The organism is Pantoea sp. XAF26B01_ASV70 (assembly GCF_054512635.1).
Genome location: NZ_CM137251.1, coordinates 329,483 through 347,520, shown reverse-complemented (window position 1 = coordinate 347,520; position 18,038 = coordinate 329,483). Strand labels below are relative to the sequence as shown.

The 18,038-nt window shown below is 56.8% G+C and carries 19 protein-coding genes; 5 read left to right on the top strand and 14 right to left on the bottom strand.

Annotated elements, in window-relative coordinates; genetic code table 11:
- Positions 1-183 precede the first annotated feature (183 nt).
- From ACX8ZY_RS01610 to ACX8ZY_RS01600, 3 genes are all read left to right on the top strand, one after another.
- Positions 184-777: a YhgN family NAAT transporter gene (locus tag ACX8ZY_RS01610; protein WP_003853054.1), complete on the top strand. Its 594-nt coding sequence runs from the start codon at positions 184-186 to the stop codon at positions 775-777.
- A gap of 115 nt (positions 778-892) precedes the next feature.
- Positions 893-1,339, top strand: a complete 447-nt coding sequence (locus ACX8ZY_RS01605; protein WP_459260603.1) for a hypothetical protein — start codon at positions 893-895, stop codon at positions 1,337-1,339.
- Positions 1,336-1,665, top strand: coding sequence for a DUF805 domain-containing protein (locus tag ACX8ZY_RS01600; protein WP_010671539.1), 330 nt, complete (start codon positions 1,336-1,338; stop codon positions 1,663-1,665). The genes ACX8ZY_RS01605 and ACX8ZY_RS01600 overlap by 4 nt, the downstream gene beginning before the upstream one ends.
- A 13-nt stretch (positions 1,666-1,678) precedes the next feature.
- Here the strand turns inward: ACX8ZY_RS01600 and gntU are convergent, their stop codons facing one another.
- From gntU to ACX8ZY_RS01580, 4 genes are all read right to left on the bottom strand, one after another.
- Positions 1,679-3,019 carry a gluconate transporter gene (gntU, locus tag ACX8ZY_RS01595; protein WP_010671538.1) on the bottom strand — a complete coding sequence of 447 codons (1,341 nt, stop codon included), beginning with the start codon at positions 3,017-3,019 and terminating at the stop codon, positions 1,679-1,681.
- Between the two features lie 2 nt (positions 3,020-3,021).
- Positions 3,022-3,558: a gluconokinase gene (gene gntK / locus ACX8ZY_RS01590; RefSeq protein ID WP_022624019.1), complete on the bottom strand. Its 537-nt coding sequence runs from the start codon at positions 3,556-3,558 to the stop codon at positions 3,022-3,024.
- A gap of 140 nt (positions 3,559-3,698) precedes the next feature.
- A complete protein-coding gene (gene gntR / locus ACX8ZY_RS01585; protein WP_010253274.1) occupies positions 3,699-4,694 on the bottom strand; it encodes a gluconate operon transcriptional repressor GntR in 996 nt (331 codons plus the stop codon).
- 102 nt (positions 4,695-4,796) lie between these two features.
- Positions 4,797-5,492: a pirin family protein gene (locus tag ACX8ZY_RS01580; RefSeq protein ID WP_010671535.1), complete on the bottom strand. Its 696-nt coding sequence runs from the start codon at positions 5,490-5,492 to the stop codon at positions 4,797-4,799.
- Between the two features lie 349 nt (positions 5,493-5,841).
- Between ACX8ZY_RS01580 and ACX8ZY_RS01575 the strand changes: the two genes are divergently transcribed.
- On the top strand, positions 5,842-6,336 hold the full coding sequence (locus ACX8ZY_RS01575; protein ID WP_010671533.1) for a GNAT family N-acetyltransferase: 495 nt from the start codon (positions 5,842-5,844) through the stop codon (positions 6,334-6,336).
- A gap of 245 nt (positions 6,337-6,581) precedes the next feature.
- On the opposite strand, the gene ggt is transcribed toward ACX8ZY_RS01575, so the two are convergent.
- A complete protein-coding gene (ggt, locus tag ACX8ZY_RS01570; protein ID WP_061704360.1) occupies positions 6,582-8,333 on the bottom strand; it encodes a gamma-glutamyltransferase in 1,752 nt (583 codons plus the stop codon).
- Between the two features lie 206 nt (positions 8,334-8,539).
- Here ggt and ACX8ZY_RS01565 point away from each other — a divergent pair, with 206 nt between their 5' ends.
- Positions 8,540-8,833 carry a DUF2756 domain-containing protein gene (locus ACX8ZY_RS01565; protein ID WP_010253283.1) on the top strand — a complete coding sequence of 98 codons (294 nt, stop codon included), beginning with the start codon at positions 8,540-8,542 and terminating at the stop codon, positions 8,831-8,833.
- Here the strand turns inward: ACX8ZY_RS01565 and ugpQ are convergent.
- The 9 genes from ugpQ to livH form a co-directional block, all read right to left on the bottom strand.
- A complete protein-coding gene (gene ugpQ, locus ACX8ZY_RS01560) occupies positions 8,830-9,573 on the bottom strand; it encodes a glycerophosphodiester phosphodiesterase (protein ID WP_010671531.1) in 744 nt (247 codons plus the stop codon). The genes ACX8ZY_RS01565 and ugpQ overlap by 4 nt on opposite strands.
- Positions 9,570-10,643 (bottom strand): sn-glycerol-3-phosphate import ATP-binding protein UgpC, encoded by a 1,074-nt coding sequence (locus ACX8ZY_RS01555; protein WP_010253289.1) that lies wholly within the window; start codon positions 10,641-10,643, stop codon positions 9,570-9,572. The genes ugpQ and ACX8ZY_RS01555 overlap by 4 nt, the downstream gene beginning before the upstream one ends.
- 1 nt (position 10,644) lies before the next feature.
- Positions 10,645-11,490: a sn-glycerol-3-phosphate ABC transporter permease UgpE gene (gene ugpE / locus ACX8ZY_RS01550; protein WP_010671530.1), complete on the bottom strand. Its 846-nt coding sequence runs from the start codon at positions 11,488-11,490 to the stop codon at positions 10,645-10,647.
- A complete protein-coding gene (ugpA, locus tag ACX8ZY_RS01545) occupies positions 11,487-12,374 on the bottom strand; it encodes a sn-glycerol-3-phosphate ABC transporter permease UgpA (protein ID WP_010253295.1) in 888 nt (295 codons plus the stop codon). The genes ugpE and ugpA overlap by 4 nt, the downstream gene beginning before the upstream one ends.
- Positions 12,375-12,428: 54 nt before the next feature.
- Entirely contained in the window at positions 12,429-13,745 is a 1,317-nt protein-coding gene (gene ugpB / locus ACX8ZY_RS01540; RefSeq protein ID WP_337037915.1) for a sn-glycerol-3-phosphate ABC transporter substrate-binding protein UgpB, read from the bottom strand.
- A 528-nt stretch (positions 13,746-14,273) separates the two neighbouring features.
- Positions 14,274-14,987, bottom strand: a complete 714-nt coding sequence (gene livF, locus ACX8ZY_RS01535; RefSeq protein WP_029519452.1) for a high-affinity branched-chain amino acid ABC transporter ATP-binding protein LivF — start codon at positions 14,985-14,987, stop codon at positions 14,274-14,276.
- A gap of 1 nt (position 14,988) precedes the next feature.
- Positions 14,989-15,756 (bottom strand): high-affinity branched-chain amino acid ABC transporter ATP-binding protein LivG, encoded by a 768-nt coding sequence (gene livG, locus ACX8ZY_RS01530; RefSeq protein WP_010253302.1) that lies wholly within the window; start codon positions 15,754-15,756, stop codon positions 14,989-14,991.
- Positions 15,753-17,024 carry a high-affinity branched-chain amino acid ABC transporter permease LivM gene (locus ACX8ZY_RS01525; protein ID WP_010253305.1) on the bottom strand — a complete coding sequence of 424 codons (1,272 nt, stop codon included), beginning with the start codon at positions 17,022-17,024 and terminating at the stop codon, positions 15,753-15,755. Before ACX8ZY_RS01525 ends, livG begins: the two co-directional genes overlap by 4 nt.
- Complete coding sequence (livH, locus tag ACX8ZY_RS01520; RefSeq protein ID WP_009087789.1) at positions 17,021-17,947, bottom strand: high-affinity branched-chain amino acid ABC transporter permease LivH; 927 nt, start codon at positions 17,945-17,947, stop codon at positions 17,021-17,023. The genes ACX8ZY_RS01525 and livH overlap by 4 nt, the downstream gene beginning before the upstream one ends.
- Positions 17,948-18,038 lie beyond the last annotated feature (91 nt).

Here is an 18,038-nt window from a genome sequence, read left to right as displayed (position 1 = left end):
CATTTCAGAGGAGAGAGCGGCGTGCTATTTTCACGCCGCTCTGCGTAATAATAAGATTTACCTGTGTCCCTTCACTCTACAAAATGCAGGCCGGGTAGCAAGTGAATTAATTCGATTACGCTAACTTTTTCAGCAGCGTAACTAATAACTCCGCTTTTTCGTGAACAACATGGCGTAAAACCGATGACTGAAATGATTTCAGCGACAATATTATTGTTGTTAATTATGGATCCGCTGGGCAATCTGCCGATTTTTATGTCGGTTTTAAAGCATCTGGAGCCGAAACGGCGGCGAGTGGTGCTGATCCGTGAAATGTTGATTGCTCTGATCATCATGCTGCTGTTCCTGTTTACCGGTGAACGCATCCTGGCATTTTTGAATCTGCGTACTGAAACGGTGTCGATTTCCGGCGGGATCATCCTGTTTCTTATCGCCATTAAGATGATTTTCCCGTCGGCGGAAAGCAGCAGTTCTGGTTTACCGGCGGGTGAAGAGCCCTTCCTGGTGCCACTGGCGATCCCACTGGTAGCCGGGCCATCGCTGCTGGCGACGCTGATGCTGCTGTCGCATCAATATCCGCATCAGATGTCGCACCTGGTCGGCGCGCTGCTGATCGCCTGGGGCGTGACGGTGGGTATTCTGCTGATGTCAGGTCTGTTCCTGCGGCTGCTGGGCGACAAAGGCGTGAATGCGCTGGAGCGGCTGATGGGATTAATACTGATTATGCTGGCAACTCAGATGTTCCTGGACGGCATTCGGGCTTATCTGAAGTTATAACCGCACCTTTGCCCTTTTGCCCTTTTGCCCTTTTGCCCTTTTGCCCTTTTGCCCTGGCAGGCTGGCAGGCAACCGCATTAATCCAGCCTGTTTATCACAAAGTTACGGCATTGAAATGAACAATATTATTTATATAATGAGGTTGTTATTGCCCTTTTTTTTCGGTGCGCTCTATCTGATAACAGGTTACTTCTCCCTTCAGGAAGTGCTGCAGTATGCCAACGGCGGCCATTCAGGAGTGATCACCGATATGCGCAGTTATCTGGTTGCCCCGCTACTCTGCGCGTTGCTCTGGCTGCTGGTTTATCTGGTAGCCTGGTGGGGTTTCAGAAAAATTGCCTTTCTGTCCGCGGCTAAAGAAACAGCCTTTCAGGCACTATTCTTTCTGGCAAATATACTCTGTTTGGCTGGACTGACCGTATTATCCGTCTCGGGCCGGAAAGCGGCGTTGAATGACGTGCAGCTGATCCATGTTGACGTTAATGATTTTGCCTGGGTTTACTTACTTGCCACCGCCATTACGCTGGTTGTTTTTGCTGTGATAAGAAGAAAATGGGCATGAACAGGCTGCTTCAGATTATCAAAAGCTGTCTGCTGCGTACGTTTAACTATGAGGGGCGTGAAGGAAGGACGAGCTATTTTATTTTCCTGCTGTTTCAGCTGGTCTGGTTCTGCAGTTATCTGCAATGGTTTACCGGGCCACAACATGAAATAGGCTTAATCGCGCTGCTGCTGTTTATTTTGCCTGTTTTTTCCTGTGGGGTGAGGAGAATAAATGACTCTGGCTATTCACGCGGCGTCATTGTCCTTTTGGTAGTGGCGCCTTATCTGCTGTTCCCTTTTTTACTCTTCCCCCGCTCTCGGGAAAAAAACCTGACGGACCGATAGCCCGTCGGGTTAGTCAGGAAAGCAGTTCGAAAGCAATCATACCTACGATAGCCCCGGTAGTGCCGAGAATGGTTTCCATCAGCGTCCAGGTTTTCAGCGTTTCCGCTTCGCTGGCCCCGGTGAAGCGACCAAACAGCCAGAAACCGGCATCGTTCACATGGCTGATAATGATTGAGCCACCGCCGATGCAGATTGACAGCGCCGCCAGCTGAGCACCGCTGTAGTGCAACGGTTCAATCACCGGCATGATCAATCCGACCGTGGTCAGACAGGCGACCGTTGCCGATCCCTGAATCACCCGCACCGCACCTGACAGGATAAAGCAGGCCAGCGCAATCGGCAGTCCTGCGCCGGTCAGCGCATTGCCCAGCACCGGACCCACGCCGGAGTCCACCAGCACCTGCTTAAACACGCCGCCCGCGCCAATCACCAGCAGGATAATCCCGGCCGGTTGCAGTGCGCTGCCACACACCTGCATTACCCGCTCTTTATCCATACCCTGACGGTAAGCCAGGCCATAAATCGCCACCAGCAGCGCCAGCAGGATTGCGGTGAAAGGATGGCCGATAAATTCCAGCCACTCATACAGGGTGGTGCCTTCGGTCGTGAAGCGTGCGCCGATGGTTTTCAGGCCAACCAGCACCAGCGGAAACAGAATCAGTGAGAGGCTGAAGCCAAACGACGGCAGCTTGCTCTCATCGACATCCGGTTGATGATCTTCCGGCGGCGCGCTGAACGAGACGTGGTTGCCAATGAAGTTGCCAAACAGTGGTCCGGCAATCAGCATGCCCGGGATCGCCGCACAGAGACCCAGCAGGATCATCCAGCCAAAGTCTGCGTGCATCTGCGAGGCCAGCAGCATCGGGGCCGGTCCGGGCAGCAGAAACGCCGCCGCTGCGGCCACACCAGCAAACAGCGGGATCACCAGCTTCACCAGATTGCCGCCGGTACGCCGTGCCACCGCAAAAGCGATACTGATCAACAGCACGACTGCCACCTCAAAAAAGAGCGGCAGCGCGCAGATCAGACCGGCAATGCCCATCGCATAATGGGCACGGCTCTGACCAAAGGTTTTCAGCATCCGGATGGCGATCTGATCAACTGCGCCGGTTTCATGCAGGATTTTGCCGAACATCGCGCCCAGCGCGACCACAATCGCGAGGAAGCCGAGCGTGCCGCCCATCCCCTTCTGCATGGTTTCAGCGATTTGATTCAGTGGCATGCCGGAGAACAGCCCGGCACCGATGGACACTAACATCAATGCGACGAAGGCGTGCATACGGGCCTTCATCACCAGGAAAAGCAGCAGCAGCACGGAGCCTGCTGCGGTTAAAACGAGTGTTGCGGTATTCATCTCTAACCCTGGCTGATAGCGTCCTGGATAGTCGCAACCGTAGCTGCCACCACATCGTCCAGTGAATGCGCGATATCCACCACCAGTACATCCGGCTCGTCCCGCCCTGGCTCTTCCAGCGTCGCAAACTGCGTCACCAGCATCTGCGGCTTGAAGAAGTGGCCTTTACGCGCTTTCAGGCGAGCTTCGATGGTGTCGAAGTCGCCCTTCAGGTAGACGAAACGCAGATTGTCATTTCCCTGACGCAGGATGTCGCGATAACTTTTCTTCAGGGCTGAACAGACAATGATGGAAATCGCCTGGGTGCGCTGCATGGCAAACGCGGCGTCGTTCAGTGCCTGTAACCATGGCTGGCGATCGTTGTCATCCAGCGGATGACCATCGGCCATCTTCAGGATGTTGGCGCGGGGGTGGAGAAAATCACCGTCAAGAAAGGCTGTATTCAGCTGGTGAGAGACCTGATTGGCGACGGCAGACTTTCCGCTGCCTGAAACGCCCATCAGGATAAAAACGTGATGCGACGGGGATTGCGTTGTCATTTTTCTGCTCCGGCAGGTGAGAATTTGCCAATGTTACCGATAACAATGTCGTTTCTCATTCTCCTGGCCGCTTAACAGCCTGGCAACCTTTTTACCAGGAAATGCATGAAAGTGTGAGCTGACTCATAAAAACGCCACAATCAGATGCTGCCACCTTCACTGATCTCAAAACCGACATCCAGCGGCTGGCAGGTGCTGGTTTCTCCGGCAATGCGCGCCAGCAGCAGCGCCGCAGCTTCACGCCCCATGCGGTCGCGTGGCGTCAGCACTGTTGCCAGTTGTGGCGTGACAACCTGACTGATGTCATGGCCGTGGAAACCGGCTATCGCCATCTGAGAGGGCACCTGCAATCCCTGGCGCTGGCACTCAAACATCGCGCCGACCGCCAGATCGTCATTGGTACAGAACAGGCTATCTGTTTCGGGGTAAAGGCGCTGCGCCTCACGCAGCAGATCACAACCGGCGCTGAATGAAGAGGCATCTTCCATCATCACACTGCGTGGCGTCAGCCCCGCTTCGCGCATCGCGATTTCGTAACCGCGCTGCTTCTGCAGCGTACGTTCATCCAGGCGTGCGCCGAGGTAGACGGTATGACGATGACCTTTGCTGAGGATTGCCTGCGTCATCTGCCGGGCCGCCTCAACGTTATCGAAGCCTACCGCCATATCCAGGCAGGGCGTGACGCTGTCCATCACCTCAATGACCGGGATACCGGCCACTTCCAGCATGCGCAGCGTGCCTGGTGTATGGGTGCGTTCGGTGAGGATAACCCCATCAATGTTCCAGCCCAGCAGCGAGCGCAGTTGCAGCTCCTCTTTTTGCGGGTTGTAACCAAAGTGGGCGACCAGCGTCTGATAGTTGGCTTCGTCAGTTACGGCTTCGATGCCGCGCAATACGTCAGCAAAAACCTGGTTTGTGAGTGACGGCAGCAGTACGCCAATGGCGCGGCTGGTGGCGTTAGAAAGCATATCGGGGGCGCGATTGGGGATATAACCCAGCTCATCCAGTGCCACCGCAATCTTATCCCGCAGGGCAACGGAGACCTGCTCTGGATTACGCAGGTAACGGCTGACGGTCATTTTAGTAATGCCGACGCGATCGGCAACGTCCTGTAATACCGGTCTTTTCTTCTTCATCGTAGCGCCTGGGATCGCCCTTAAAGCTAAAGTACGATGAGTCTATCACTTTTCTGTCACAAAATTGCCAACCGGGCGCGACGATGCGCGCCCGTTATCTGCTTAGACCGGTGGCAGATCAAACAGCAGGACTTCTGCAGCCGAGCTGGCTTCAATGGTCAGCGCGCTTTCGTCCCAGATAGCCAGAGCATCGCTGGTGGTGATCGCGTTGCCGTTAACGGTAACATCACCTTTCACCACCTGAATCCAGATACGACGTCCCGCATCAATCGCGACATTGTCCTGTTCGCCGGCAGCCATTACCCAGCGCGATAAGGTCATGTCCTGAAAGACTTTCAGCGATCCTTCACGGGCATCCGGGCTTAACACCAGCTGACGTCCCTGCACATCCGGGAAGCGGCGCTGATCGTAGCGTGGTTCGATACCGGTACGCTCAGGAATGATCCAGATCTGATAAAGGTGCAGCGGCTCGCTTTCGCTGGCGTTGTACTCAGAGTGACGTACGCCGGTGCCGGCGCTCATAATCTGGAACTCCCCTGCCGGGATCTGCTCTTTGTTGCCCATGCTGTCCTGATGCTCAACCGTACCGGAGAGCACGTAGGTCAGGATTTCCATATCTTTGTGAGGATGGGTACCAAACCCCTGGCCGCCATCAATCACATCTTCATTGATGACCCGCAGCGCGGAGAAACCCATAAAGTTCGCATCGTGATAGCTGGCGAAAGAGAAAGTGTGCCAGCTATCCAGCCAGCCATGGTTTGCGTGACCGCGTTCTTCAGCTTTGCGTACATAAATCATGTTCAAATCTCCTCAATGTTTTTTATAGTCTGTCCCTGAGGCGGTCTGATTGATAGCTGAAAAACTTCACGCCTCTGTTCAAAATAGTTGAATGAGCATTGAGCAGTGACTGAAAAGCACTGAAGAAGGGCAGGCAAAAAAAAAGCCAGCGGATAAGCTGGCTAAATAATACTGGAAGCAATGTGAGCAATGTCGTGCTTTCTCAGGCTGTCGGGCGACCTCCCGAGAACGCATGACAATAATAATCATTATCATTCGCGTCTGTAAAGTCATTTTCACTTTTTTTACCCTGATTAACGCGGTGAATACCTTGATGTTTAAAGGGTTTTAATGGGCTAAAGGAGAAACCATGAATGAAATAGTTGTCCGCCACGTCACGCCTGAAGATGCTGCTGCGCTGCACAGGATTTACGGTCAGCCAGATACCCAGGCCAGCACACTTCATTTGCCCCACTCATCACTCCAGATGTGGCATACCCGTCTCGCGACGCCTCAGCCCCATGCGCATCTGCTGGCGGCCTGTATCGATGATGTCGTCGTCGGTCAGTGTGCGCTGCATGTGGAAGAGCGCGCCAGACGCCGTCATGTCGCCTCACTGGGTATGGGCGTGGATGAACGCTATCGTCAGCGTGGCGTCGGAACCGCACTCATGCGTGAAATGGTCGCGTTGTGCGACAACTGGCTACAGGTGAGCCGAATGGAACTGACAGTATTCGTCGATAATGGCCCGGCTATCGCCCTTTATCAGCGTTTCGGTTTTGAGATTGAGGGAACGGCTAAAGGCTTCGCGATGCGGCACGGTGAACTGATCGACGCGCATTATATGGCGCGGGTTAAAGCCTGACGTGTGTGAAAAAGGGCACTTTTCAATGCCCTCCAGACCGATGACAAACCCAAAAGTTAACGAACCTGGCAGCAACTTATTAGCCTAACGCGCAGGGAACACGGGCAGAAGAGGAAAGCGTCCCGCGCCAGGGACGGCGCGGGCCGAGCAGTCAGGGATGACGCTTTTGCGTCTTTCCGATCTGACCGTGTTCCCTGAGCAGGCTCGATCTCACAGCCACTCAACCCCGTCCTGGCTATCAGATATCAATAACCCGCACTCAAATCATCGATGCTGCGCGGATCGGAAGCGCCATAGAGCATGCCATCCGGCCCGATCATGATGCTCTGTGTACTGCCCATCGACGGCAGTACCTTCACATGCTGACCTTTGGTTTCCAGCAGACGCAGCGTATCGGGACTGAAGCCCTTCTCCACCCGCAGCTGATCCGGCAGCCACTGATGATGGAAGCGCGGCGCATTAGTGGCTTCCGCTACGTTCATCCCGAAATCGATGCTGTTAACCACCATCTGCAACACCGTGGTGATAATGCGGCTGCCGCCAGGACTGCCGGTCACCAGCCAGGTTTTGCCCTCTTTGGCGACGATGGTCGGCGACATCGATGACAACGGACGTTTCGCCGGTTGCACCGCATTCGCTTCCCCGCCGACCAGTCCGTAGACATTGGGCGTGCCGGGCTTGGCTGAGAAGTCATCCATCTCGTTATTCATCAGGATGCCGCTGTTGCCCGCCACAATTCCGCTGCCGAAATAGGTGTTAAGCGTATAAGTCACCGCGACCGCATTCCCCTGCTTATCCACCACCGAGAAATGGGTAGTCTGATTGCTTTCATAAGGTTCGAGCTTGCCCGGTTTGATCTCGCTGGAGGGCCGCGCCTTCGCCACATCGATCTGCTGCGCCAGGGTTTTGGCATAGGCTTTACTGGTCAGCGCCTGCCACGGCACCTTCACGAAATCGGGATCGCCGAGATATTCCGAACGGTCCGCGTAGGCATATTTCTCCGCTTCTGCCATCACCTGCATGGCATCAGCACTGCCAAAGCCCATCTTCGCCAGATCGAAGTTCTCCAGGATATTCAGAATCTGCACGATGTGGATGCCACCGGATGACGGCGGCGGCATTGAGAAGACTTCATAGCCACGGTATGTCCCGCTAATTGGCTTACGCTCGACCGCACGATAGGCCGCCAGGTCAGCTTTGTTGATCAGGCCGCCATGCTGCGCCATCTCTCCGGCGATCTCATCCGCGATTTCACCTTTATAAAAAGCATCCGGCCCCTGACGGGCAATCAGTTGCAGGCTGTGAGCCAGGTTTTTCTGCACCAGCCTATCGCCCTTCTGCCACGGCGTACCGTCCGGTTTGTAGAAGATCGCTTTGCTGTTGGGATGGGTGATCAGCACTTCTTTACCGTAGGTTTTCAGATCGTCCGCCAGCGCGTCGTTGACCGGAATACCGTCACGCGCCAGTTTGATCGCCGGGGCCAGCAGCGTGCTCAGCGGCAGAGTGCCATATTTCTGCGCAGCCAGCGCCAGTCCGGCCACGGTGCCCGGCGTGCCGGAGGCGAGATGTGATGTCAGCGACAGCTTGCTGTCGGCGTTGCCCTGCTTATCCAGGAACATGTCACGCGACGCGTGTCCCGGTGCCATTTCACGGAAATCGATAGCCGTGGCGCGGCCAGAGGCAGTGCGCAGCAGCATAAAACCACCGCCGCCGAGGTTGCCCGCCTGCGGATGGGTCACGGCCAGCGCAAAGCCTACCGCCACCGCGGCATCCACCGCATTGCCGCCCTGACGCAGGATCTCGACGCCAACCTGCGTCGCCATCGCATCCACTGACGCTACCATGCCGTGCTGCGCTTTTACCGGGTGAAAAGTGTCACTGTCCACACCGTAGGAGACCGGCGGTGCCTGCGTTGGCGCGGCGTTAGCGCCTGCCACTACGGTGAAACTCATCACCAGCGACCAGCTAAGCTGACGCACTGTTTGCTGCATTTTCATCCTGCCACCATCCCATATTGTTATTTACATTTTTTTATCATTTCTGCAAGTGCCTACAAATACAGCAAAATAACCGGGGTTAAGTCAAATCAGGAATAGATCGGAAAGTAAGGTCTGTGATATCGGGTAAACTTATGGCTACGACCCTGATATCGGTGTACGCCGTTGTGCACCCAAAACCCTGTCGCTTTAAGGAAGGAGGAGTGATGAAAAAGTGGATGATTATTCTGGCCGCTCTGCTGCCTTTCGCCAGTCAGGCGAACACGCTGAACAGCACTAACGATCCGAATAAACCTGGCTATAACCCCAGCCAGCAGCGGATGCAGTCGCAGATGCAGACCCAGCAGCAACAGCAACAGCTGAAGCTGCGCCAGGATCAGCAGCGTCAGACGCAGGACACGCAGCGTAAAATGCAGGAGCAGCGGAACAGCGCCCAGCAGCGGGTGATTACCACGCAGCCGGGCCAGCAGAATCAGAATCAGAATCTAAACCAGAACTAATGAAAATCGGGGCCGATGATGTCGATGGCATCAGTACAGATGGCATCGACGCCCCATTTCAGCAATTCCCGCGCCCGATCCGGGCTGTTCACGGTATAAACCAGAATCTTCAGGCCTGCGGCTTTCAGTTCGGTGACCCGCTCAGCGGTCAGCACCTTATGATTAAGGTGAATTGAGACGCACGCCAGCGCAGCTGTTTTCTCCTGCCACTGCGGGTCCCAGCTGTGCGACAGCAGGCCACGCGGCAACTGCGGCTCTGCCTTCATCGCGGCTTCCAGCGCCTCAAAAGAGAACGAAGAGAGCAACGGTGCGACCTGATCCTGCCACAGTATCGCGGCAGCCTGCGCCACGGCGCGTCCGGTTTCAGCGTCGCTGCCGGTGGTCGGTTTGATTTCGATGTTCGCCATCATCTGATGCTGACGGCAGCGTGCCGCCACCTGATCCAGCCGCGCCAGCTTTTCACCGGTAAACGCGTTGCCAAACCAGCTGCCCGCATCAAGCTGCGACAGCTTCTCCCACGGCAGCTGACCCGCCACGCCCCAGCCGTTGCTGGTGCGATCGAGCGTGTCGTCATGCAGCAGGAAGATCTGCGCATCGGCCGATAATTTGGCATCAAATTCAATCATCTGATGACCATATTTCGCGCCAGTGTCGATCGCCGCCAGCGTATTTTCCGGTGCCAGTTTACCGCCGCCGCGATGGGCGACGATGTGGGGATAGGGCCAGTGTTGTGTGCTCATTCCAGACGCTTTCCATGGGTTGAATCGAAGAAGTGTAACGCATCTGACGGCAGATGCAGCCACAGCGTACTGCCTGGCTGCGGGCGTTCACTGTGGGCTAAGCGTACCACCAGTGGCGTGTCACCGATGCGGCCATGTGCCAGATTATCAGCCCCCAGCATCTCCAGCGTATCGACCCGCAGCGGCACGCCGCCCTGCTCGCGGCTACTGAGCCGGATGTGCTCTGGCCGGATACCCAGCACCACCGGCCGGTTAGCCCATTTCGCTTTACTGTCGCTGAGCGGCAGAGCGTGCGAGGCGTCGAGGTCAAAGCGCGATCCATCGCTGCTGAACTGCCCTTTCAGCAGATTCATGGCGGGCGCGCCAATAAACGAGGCAACGAACTGGCTGGCGGGACGCTCATACACCTCGACCGGCGTGCCAAGCTGCTCGACCACCCCTTTGTTCATCACCATCACCCGCTGCGCCAGCGTCATCGCCTCCACCTGATCGTGGGTGACATAGAGGCTGGTGGTCTGTAAGCGGCGATGCAGCTGCTGCAGTTCCAGCCGCATCTGCACCCGCAGACGGGCATCAAGGTTGGAGAGCGGCTCATCAAACAGAAAAACTGCCGGTTCACGCACGATCGCGCGGCCCATCGCCACGCGCTGCCGCTGTCCGCCGGAGAGTTCGCGAGGCCGACGCATCAGCAGATGATCCAGCTCCAGACTGCGCGCCGCGTCGAGCACCCGCTGGCGGACCTGCTCTTTGCCCATGCCACGGATTTTCAGGCCATAGGCCATGTTCTCCTCCACCGACATATGGGGATAGAGCGCGTAGTTCTGGAACACCATTGCAATCCCGCGATCTTTTGGCTCTTCCTGAGTAACGCGCCGGTCGTCGATATAGATATCGCCGGAGCTGACGCGCTCCAGTCCGGCCACCATGCGCAGCAGGGTCGATTTACCGCAGCCGGATGGTCCGACCATCACCATAAATTCGCCGTCATTGATGGTGACATTCAGCGGCTGAATGATCTGATTTTTGCCATCGTAGGATTTGGTTACTGCCTGAAGGGTTACGCCTGCCATCTTATTTCTCACTCTCAACCAGACCGCGCACAAAGGCACGCTGCATGACTAACACCACCACCAATGGTGGGATCAGGGTTAATAACATTGCCGCCATCACTTCATTCCACTGGGTCGGCGATCCGCTGGAGGAGATCATGCTTTTAATCCCCGCCACCGCCGTGCCGAGGCTGGCGTCATTGATGATCAGCAGCGGCCACAGGTACTGGTTCCAGCCGTAGATAAAGGTGATCACAAACAGCGCCGCCAGATTGGTTTTCGACAGCGGCAGAACAATGTCGATAAAGAAGCGCATCGCGCTGGCACCGTCGATGCGTGCCGCCTCCACCAGCTCATCCGGCAGCGACATAAAGAACTGGCGGAACAGGAAAGTGGCGGTGGCCGAGGCCATCAGCGGCAGGGTTAATCCGCTGTAGCTGTCGAGCAGGTTGAGATCGGCGATCACCTGCACCGTCGGGAAGATACGCACCTCTACCGGCAGCATCAGGGTGATGAAGATCAGCCAGAAAAAGAGCGTGCGCAGCGGAAAGCGAAACCAGACCAGCGCAAACGCCGACAGCATCGACACCGTGATTTTGCCGAAGGTGATGCCCAGCGCCATGATCATGCTGTTGAGCAGCATCAGGCCAAACGCCGGCCCGTTGCCGTTGACGCCATGCGTCCAGATGCGCGAGATGTTCTCCCACAGGTGCGTGCCGGGCACCAGCGTCATCGGCACCTGATAGACCGCTTCGTTATCCAGCGTCGCCGCCACAAAGGCGACATAGAGCGGAAACAGGATGGTGAGCACGCCCAGCACCAGCACGATGTGGCTGAAGAGATCCAGCCCGCGTCGATTCTCAATCATTGGTATTGCACCTTACGTTCAACAAAGCGGAACTGGAGCACCGTCAGCCCGATGACCAGCAGCATCAGCACCACCGACTGCGCAGCGGACGAGGAGAGATCCAGACCGGTAAAGCCTTCGCGATAGATTTTGTAGATCAGCGTGGTGGTCGCCTGCACCGGCCCGCCGCCGGTGGCGGCATCGATCACCGGGAAGGTATCGAAGAAGGCGTAGATCAGATTCACCACCAGCAGGAAGAAGCTGACCGGCGTAATCAGCGGCAGCGAGAGGTTGAAGAAGCGACGCACCGGTCCGGCACCGTCAATGGCGGCGGCTTCCACCAGCGATTTGGGGATCGATTGCAGTGCGGCGAAGAAGAACAGGAAGTTGTAGCTCATCTGCTGCCAGATCGATGCCAGCACAATCAGGAACATCGCCTGACCGCTGTTTTGCGCATAGTTCCAGTTGTAGCCGATGTGGTTCAGCAGATAGCTGAACAGGCCCAGGCCCGGATTAAACAGGAACATCCACAGTACCGCGGCCACGACAGGCGCAACGGCGTAGGGCAGCAGCAACAGCGTCTGATAGAGACGGCGCAGCCGCACCACATAATCCACCAGCGCCGCCAGCAGCAGCGAAAAGACCATGCCGAACACCGTGACCATGCCGCTGAATTTTATGGTGGTCCAGAACGAATCCAGATAGTAAGGATCGGCAAACAGGCGTCTGAAATTTTCCAGCCCGACAAAGCTGCTGGAGATGCCAAAAGGATCGAGGCTTTGCAGCGAGTACCACAGCGCTTCACCGGCAGGCCAGAGAAAGAAGATGGCGGTAATCAGCAGTTGCGGCAGCACCAGAAGATAGGGCAACAGACTGGTGCGAAAGACCGGACGAGATGAAGACATGGCGTACCTGGCGTCAGAGAGAGGGGCCAGCCTGAGCTGGCCCGCAAGGAGAGATTACTTCACCTGCTGCTGGAAGCGGCGCAGCAACTCGTTACCGCGTTTCACTGCGTTATCCATCGCGTTCTGCGGCGACTGCTTGCCGGTCCAGACGCTTTCCAGCTCTTCGTCGATCACGGTACGAATCTGCGGCATGTTGCCCAGACGCATGCCTTTGGTGAACGGCAGTGGCGGCTTGTTCATCATCTGACGGGTAGCGATATCCGCACCCGGATTCTTATCGTAGAAGCCCTGCTGTTTAGTCAGCTCGTAGGCGGCGGTGGTAATCGGCAGATAGCCGGTTTTCTGGTGCCATTCCGCGGCGATTTCCGGTTTAGCGAGGAACTGCATAAACTCAGCCACGCCTTTGTAGGTTGTCGCATCTTTGCCTTTCATCACCCACAGGCTGGCACCACCGATCAGGGCGTTCTGCGGCGCATTCGGCACGGTCTCGTCATACGGCATCATGCCAACACCGAAGTTGAATTTGGCGTAATGACGGATATCAGCCAGCGAACCCGATGAGGCAGTGGTGATACCGCAGTCGCCGTTGTAGAACTTGGCGGTGGACTCATCTTTGCGGCCAAAGTAGGTGAAGTCCCCTTTCTTGTTCATCGCTTCCAGCAGCTCGATATGACGAACCAGTACCGGTTTGTTGAACTCCAGCACCGCATCAAGTCCGTCAAACCCGTTGTTTTTGGTCGCTACCGGCAGAGCGTGCCAGGCGCTGAAGTTTTCAATCTGGATCCAGCCCTGCCAGCCGCTGGCGTAGCCACAGCTCATGCCCGATTTGCGCAGTGCAGCGGCATCCGTCGCCAGCTCCTGCCAGGTTTTCGGCGGCTGGTCCGGGTTCAGACCCGCTTTTTTAAAGGCGTCTTTGTTGTAGTAGAGCACTGGCGTCGAGCTGTTGAACGGCTGAGAGATCAGCTGACCTTTGCTGTCGCTGTAGTAGCCCGCCACAGTTGGCACGAACTGCTTTTCATCAAAGGGGATTCCGGCGTCTTTGAAGACCTGATGCACCGGCACAATCGCCTGCGAGGCCATCATGGTCGCCGTACCGACTTCATAAACCTGCAGCACCGCAGGGGCTTTGCCGCTGCGCATTGCCGCAATTCCTGCTGCCAGGCTCTGCTCGTAGTTACCTTTGTAGGTCGGAACAATTTTGTAATCGGGATGCGTCTGGTTAAAACGCTGTGCCAGCGAATCCACTTCTTTGCCTAGCTCGCCTTCCATAGAGTGCCAGAAAGGGATCTCAGTGGCGGCCATGGCATGGCTGCTGAGCGTCAGACCGAGCAGCACGCTCATCAGGCTACGACGAAAGGTAACGACGGACATAGAATTTTCCTGTGCAGGTAAATACGCGTGAAATCACGGATTTCTGTTTCGCGAAGTAACATGACACGGGGAAATGAAGGATTAATAACAGAAAGATGACAGCCGGGTGACAGACCGGTATGCGCAAAAGAGGAGTCTGGCAGCGCAGCGGTAACGCGGCACCGCTGCCAGGTTTTGGTTACATAATTTGCAGAGCGGCTGGGCAGTAAAAAAGCCCGCAGCGGATTCTACCTCACCAAATGCAAAAGGCGATGGCGGCCCCTCTACACCGACACTCAAGGCCGTCTGCGCCGCATCACACACCCATTTTGAAGGCCGTCGGCGGCGCAGGCAGGTTGCGGGCGGACAGCGCGCAGCCACCGGAGCGTACACGTAGTACGTGAGGATGGCGAGCACTGCCCAACCGCAACCTGACCAGTAAGCCAGGCCTGTGTACCAAAGCGCGCAGTAACCGGAGCGTATATATATACGTGAGGATTACGAGCACTGCCCGGTGTCGAAATGGCAAGTAAGCCAGGCCGTGCCCCATCAGGCACCTAAGTAAGCACTGCGGACGGCTTCGTTGGAAAGGAGTGCTGAACCTGTGTCTTCAAGCACCACATGCCCGTTCTCCAGCACATAGCCCCTATCCGCCAGCTTCAGCGCCTGATTCGCATTCTGCTCCACCAGGAAAATCGTCATCCCCTCGCTGCGCAGCTGCTCAATGGTGTCGAAGATTTGCTGAATAATGATCGGTGCCAGTCCCAGAGACGGCTCATCCAGCAACAGCAGGCGCGGCTGGCTCATCAGCGCACGACCAATCGCCAGCATCTGCTGTTCACCGCCCGACATCGTCCCGGCGCGCTGGATTTTACGCTCCTCCAGCCGCGGGAAGAGTTCATAAACGCGCTTGATCCGCGTCAGGTAGTCCGGACGGCTGGCAAAAAAGCCCCCCATCGCCAGGTTCTCTTCTACCGTCATGCGCGAAAAGACCCGTCGGCCTTCCGGCACGATGGCGATCGCTTCACGCATAATGCGTGAGGTTTGCCAGTCGGTAATGGTTTTGCCATCAAAGGTAATGGTGCCCTGCGTCGCGCGCGGCTCGCCGCATAGCGTACCCAGCAGCGTGGTTTTTCCTGCACCGTTAGCGCCAATCAGGGTGACGATTTCGCCCTGATTGATATAGAGACTGACGTTGTGCAGCGCCTGAATTTTGCCGTAGTGGGCGCTGACGTTCTCAATGGTTAACATCGCATTTGCCATCTCAGGCCTCTCCTAAATAGGCACGAATGACATCCGGGTTATTACGAATCTCTTCCGGCGTTCCGTTAGCCAGCGGCGTTCCCTGATTGACCACATAAATACGGTCAGAAATCCCCATCACCAGCTTCATATCATGTTCAATCAGCAGCACCGACACCTTGTGTTCGCCACGCAGTTCCGCAATCAGCGCATCCAGCTCATGGGTCTCTTTGGGGTTAAGGCCCGCTGCCGGTTCATCCAGCATCAGGATTTCCGGGCGCGTCACCATACAGCGCGCAATCTCCAGCCGACGCTGCTGACCATAGGCCAGATTGCCCGCCTGACGGTTAGCCAGATCCAGCAGCCCCACCCGCTCCAGCCAGGTCGCCGCACGATCCAGCGCCTCGCTCTCACTGCGGCGAAACGCCGGCGTTTTCAGCAGACCGGAAAATACGCCGCTTTTCAGATGCTGATGCTGCGCCACCAGCAGGTTCTCAATGACCGTCATCTCACGGAACAGACGCACGTGCTGGAACGTCCGCACGATGCCCATCCGCGCAATCTTCTGGCCCGGCAGCCCTTCAAGATGCTGCTCACGCAATGTGATCGTCCCGCCGGTTGGCTTGTAAAAGCCGGTCAGGCAGTTGAACACGGTGGTTTTACCGGCACCGTTGGGGCCAATCAGCGAAACGATCTCCTGCGGACGCAGCTCCAGCGCCACATTGTTCACGGCTAACAGACCGCCGAAGCGCATCATCAGGCCTTCAACGGCTAATAAAGGCTGAATCATGCCTGCTCTCCTTGTTTACCGGTTCTGAGCTTCAGATGCGGACGCTTCATCGGCAACAGGCCCTGCGGACGCCAGATCATCATCAGCACCATCAGGCCACCCAGCACCAGCATGCTGTACTCATTGAGATCGCGCATCAGCTCGCGTGACACCACCAGCAGAATGGCGGCCAGAATCACCGCAAACTGCGACCCCATCCCGCCCAGCACCACAATCGCCAGCACAAAGGCGGATTCGACAAAGGTAAAGGATTCCGGGCTGACAAAGCCCTGACGCGCCGCGAACAGGCTGCCGGCAAAACCGGCAAACGCGGCACTGATGGTAAAGGCGGTCAGCTTGATGCGGGTCGGGCTGAGGCCCAGTGAACGGCAGGCAATCTCATCCTCACGCAGGGCTTCCCAGGCTCGGCCCAGCGGCATCCGCAGCAGCCGGTTGATCACAAACAGCGTCAGCACCACCAGCAACAGCGCCACCAGGTAGAGGAAGATAATGCGGTCGCTGGGATCGTACTTCAGCCCAAAGAAGTTATGGAAGGTATCCCAGCCGCCTTCCCGCGGCGTACGACCAAACTCCAGACCAAACAGCGTCGGTTTCGGGATCTGGCTGATGCCGTTCGGCCCGCCGGTCAGGGCGGTATTGTTCAGCAGCAGAATACGCACGATCTCACCGAAGCCCAGCGTCACTATCGCCAGATAGTCGCCGCGCAGTCGCAGCACCGGGAAGCCCAGCAGCAGACCAAACAGCGCGGCAACTATGCCGGAGAGCGGCAGGCACTGCCAGAAGCCGAGACCGTAATAGTGGTTCAGCAGCGCAAAGGTATAGGCACCGATGGCGTAAAAGCCGCCATAACCCAGCACCAGCAGGCCAGAGAGGCCGACCACCACGTTTAAGCCCAGACCGAGCATCACGTAGATCAGCGTCATGGTGGCGATATCGACGGTGCCGCGTGACACCAGGAATGGCCAGGCAACGGCGGCGATAATCAGCACCGCCATCACCAGTTTCTGCTTCGGCGTCGAGCCATCCAGACCCGGTAACACCAGCGCCGGACCGGAGATTTTCTTCAGGCCGCTTTGCCATACCGGACGCAGCAGCTGAAACAGAAACACCACCGCACAGCCTGTGGCGATCCAGTTCCAGCGCACGCTGCCGGCGTTCTGCACTACCAGATTAGTGCCGTCCAGATTCAGGCGCAGCCCCATAAAGAAGGTGGCGAGTACCAGCAGCATCACCGAGGAGATCAGGGCATTGATAAAGGAAGTCTTCATACTTTTTCGACCTCCGGGCGACCCAGAATCCCGGTCGGCATCACCAGCAGCACCACAATCAGCAGGGCAAACGAGACCACATCTTTATATTCCGTGCTGAGATAGGCCGAGGTCAGCGCCTCGGCGATGCCCAGTACCAGACCACCAATCATCGCGCCCGGAATACTGCCAATCCCGCCCAGCACGGCGGCGGTGAATGCCTTCATACCTGCCATAAAGCCGATGAAGGGGTTGATTGAACCGTAGAACTGTCCCAGCAATACGCCCGCCACCGCGGCCATCGCGGCACCGATGACAAAGGTCAGCGAGATCACGCGGTCCGTGTTAATTCCCAGCAGGCTGGCCATTTTCAGGTCTTCTGCGCAGGCGCGGCAGGCGCGGCCCATGCGTGAGTAGCGGATAAAGGTGGTCAGCGCCAGCATCGCCAGGAACGTCACCACCCAGATCACTATCTGCATGGTAGAAATCGTGGCGGCAAAGCCGTTGCTCTCGCCTACCGTCCACTGTCCGGTAATCAGACTCGGCAGCGCCAGGTCGCGTGAACCCTGCGTCAGGCTGACGTAGTTTTGCAGGAATATCGACATCCCGATGGCGGAGATCAGCGCAATCAGGCGCTTGGATGAGCGCACAGGCCGGTAGGCGACGCGCTCAATGCTCCAGCCGTAGGCGCTGGAGATAATTACCGCCATCACAAAGCCGGCCGCAATCATCAGCCAGGTGGTGTCGATGCCCATCATCATCAGGGCGGCAATCACGATAAAGGAGACATAGCTACCGATCATGTAGACCTCGCCGTGGGCGAAGTTGATCATGCCGATAATGCCGTAAACCATGGTGTAACCGATGGCGATCAGCGCGTAGGTGCTGCCCAGGGTCACACCGTTAAACATCTGCTGAATAAAATAGAGAAACTGCTCGGACATACCTTGACCCTTACTTAACCGATCATGGGCGATCGGGGTACAAAAAACGCCTGGCAGACCAGCACCAGGCGTTCGTGTCGCTGGTCAGGGG

Excerpts from the sequence above, each read along its gene's own strand:
- ACX8ZY_RS01610 (WP_003853054.1), top strand. The coding sequence starts at position 184 with ATGACTGAAATGATTTCAGCGACAATATTATTGTTGTTAATTATGGAT.
- ACX8ZY_RS01605 (WP_459260603.1), top strand. The coding sequence starts at position 893 with ATGAACAATATTATTTATATAATGAGGTTGTTATTGCCCTTTTTTTTC.
- ACX8ZY_RS01600 (WP_010671539.1), top strand. The coding sequence starts at position 1,336 with ATGAACAGGCTGCTTCAGATTATCAAAAGCTGTCTGCTGCGTACGTTT.
- gntU (WP_010671538.1), bottom strand. The coding sequence starts at position 3,019 with ATGAATACCGCAACACTCGTTTTAACCGCAGCAGGCTCCGTGCTGCTG.
- gntK (WP_022624019.1), bottom strand. The coding sequence starts at position 3,558 with ATGACAACGCAATCCCCGTCGCATCACGTTTTTATCCTGATGGGCGTT.
- gntR (WP_010253274.1), bottom strand. The coding sequence starts at position 4,694 with ATGAAGAAGAAAAGACCGGTATTACAGGACGTTGCCGATCGCGTCGGC.
- ACX8ZY_RS01580 (WP_010671535.1), bottom strand. The coding sequence starts at position 5,492 with ATGATTTATGTACGCAAAGCTGAAGAACGCGGTCACGCAAACCATGGC.
- ACX8ZY_RS01575 (WP_010671533.1), top strand. The coding sequence starts at position 5,842 with ATGAATGAAATAGTTGTCCGCCACGTCACGCCTGAAGATGCTGCTGCG.
- ggt (WP_061704360.1), bottom strand. The coding sequence starts at position 8,333 with ATGAAAATGCAGCAAACAGTGCGTCAGCTTAGCTGGTCGCTGGTGATG.
- ACX8ZY_RS01565 (WP_010253283.1), top strand. The coding sequence starts at position 8,540 with ATGAAAAAGTGGATGATTATTCTGGCCGCTCTGCTGCCTTTCGCCAGT.
- ugpQ (WP_010671531.1), bottom strand. The coding sequence starts at position 9,573 with ATGAGCACACAACACTGGCCCTATCCCCACATCGTCGCCCATCGCGGC.
- ACX8ZY_RS01555 (WP_010253289.1), bottom strand. The coding sequence starts at position 10,643 with ATGGCAGGCGTAACCCTTCAGGCAGTAACCAAATCCTACGATGGCAAA.
- ugpE (WP_010671530.1), bottom strand. The coding sequence starts at position 11,490 with ATGATTGAGAATCGACGCGGGCTGGATCTCTTCAGCCACATCGTGCTG.
- ugpA (WP_010253295.1), bottom strand. The coding sequence starts at position 12,374 with ATGTCTTCATCTCGTCCGGTCTTTCGCACCAGTCTGTTGCCCTATCTT.
- ugpB (WP_337037915.1), bottom strand. The coding sequence starts at position 13,745 with ATGTCCGTCGTTACCTTTCGTCGTAGCCTGATGAGCGTGCTGCTCGGT.
- livF (WP_029519452.1), bottom strand. The coding sequence starts at position 14,987 with ATGGCAAATGCGATGTTAACCATTGAGAACGTCAGCGCCCACTACGGC.
- livG (WP_010253302.1), bottom strand. The coding sequence starts at position 15,756 with ATGATTCAGCCTTTATTAGCCGTTGAAGGCCTGATGATGCGCTTCGGC.
- ACX8ZY_RS01525 (WP_010253305.1), bottom strand. The coding sequence starts at position 17,024 with ATGAAGACTTCCTTTATCAATGCCCTGATCTCCTCGGTGATGCTGCTG.
- livH (WP_009087789.1), bottom strand. The coding sequence starts at position 17,947 with ATGTCCGAGCAGTTTCTCTATTTTATTCAGCAGATGTTTAACGGTGTG.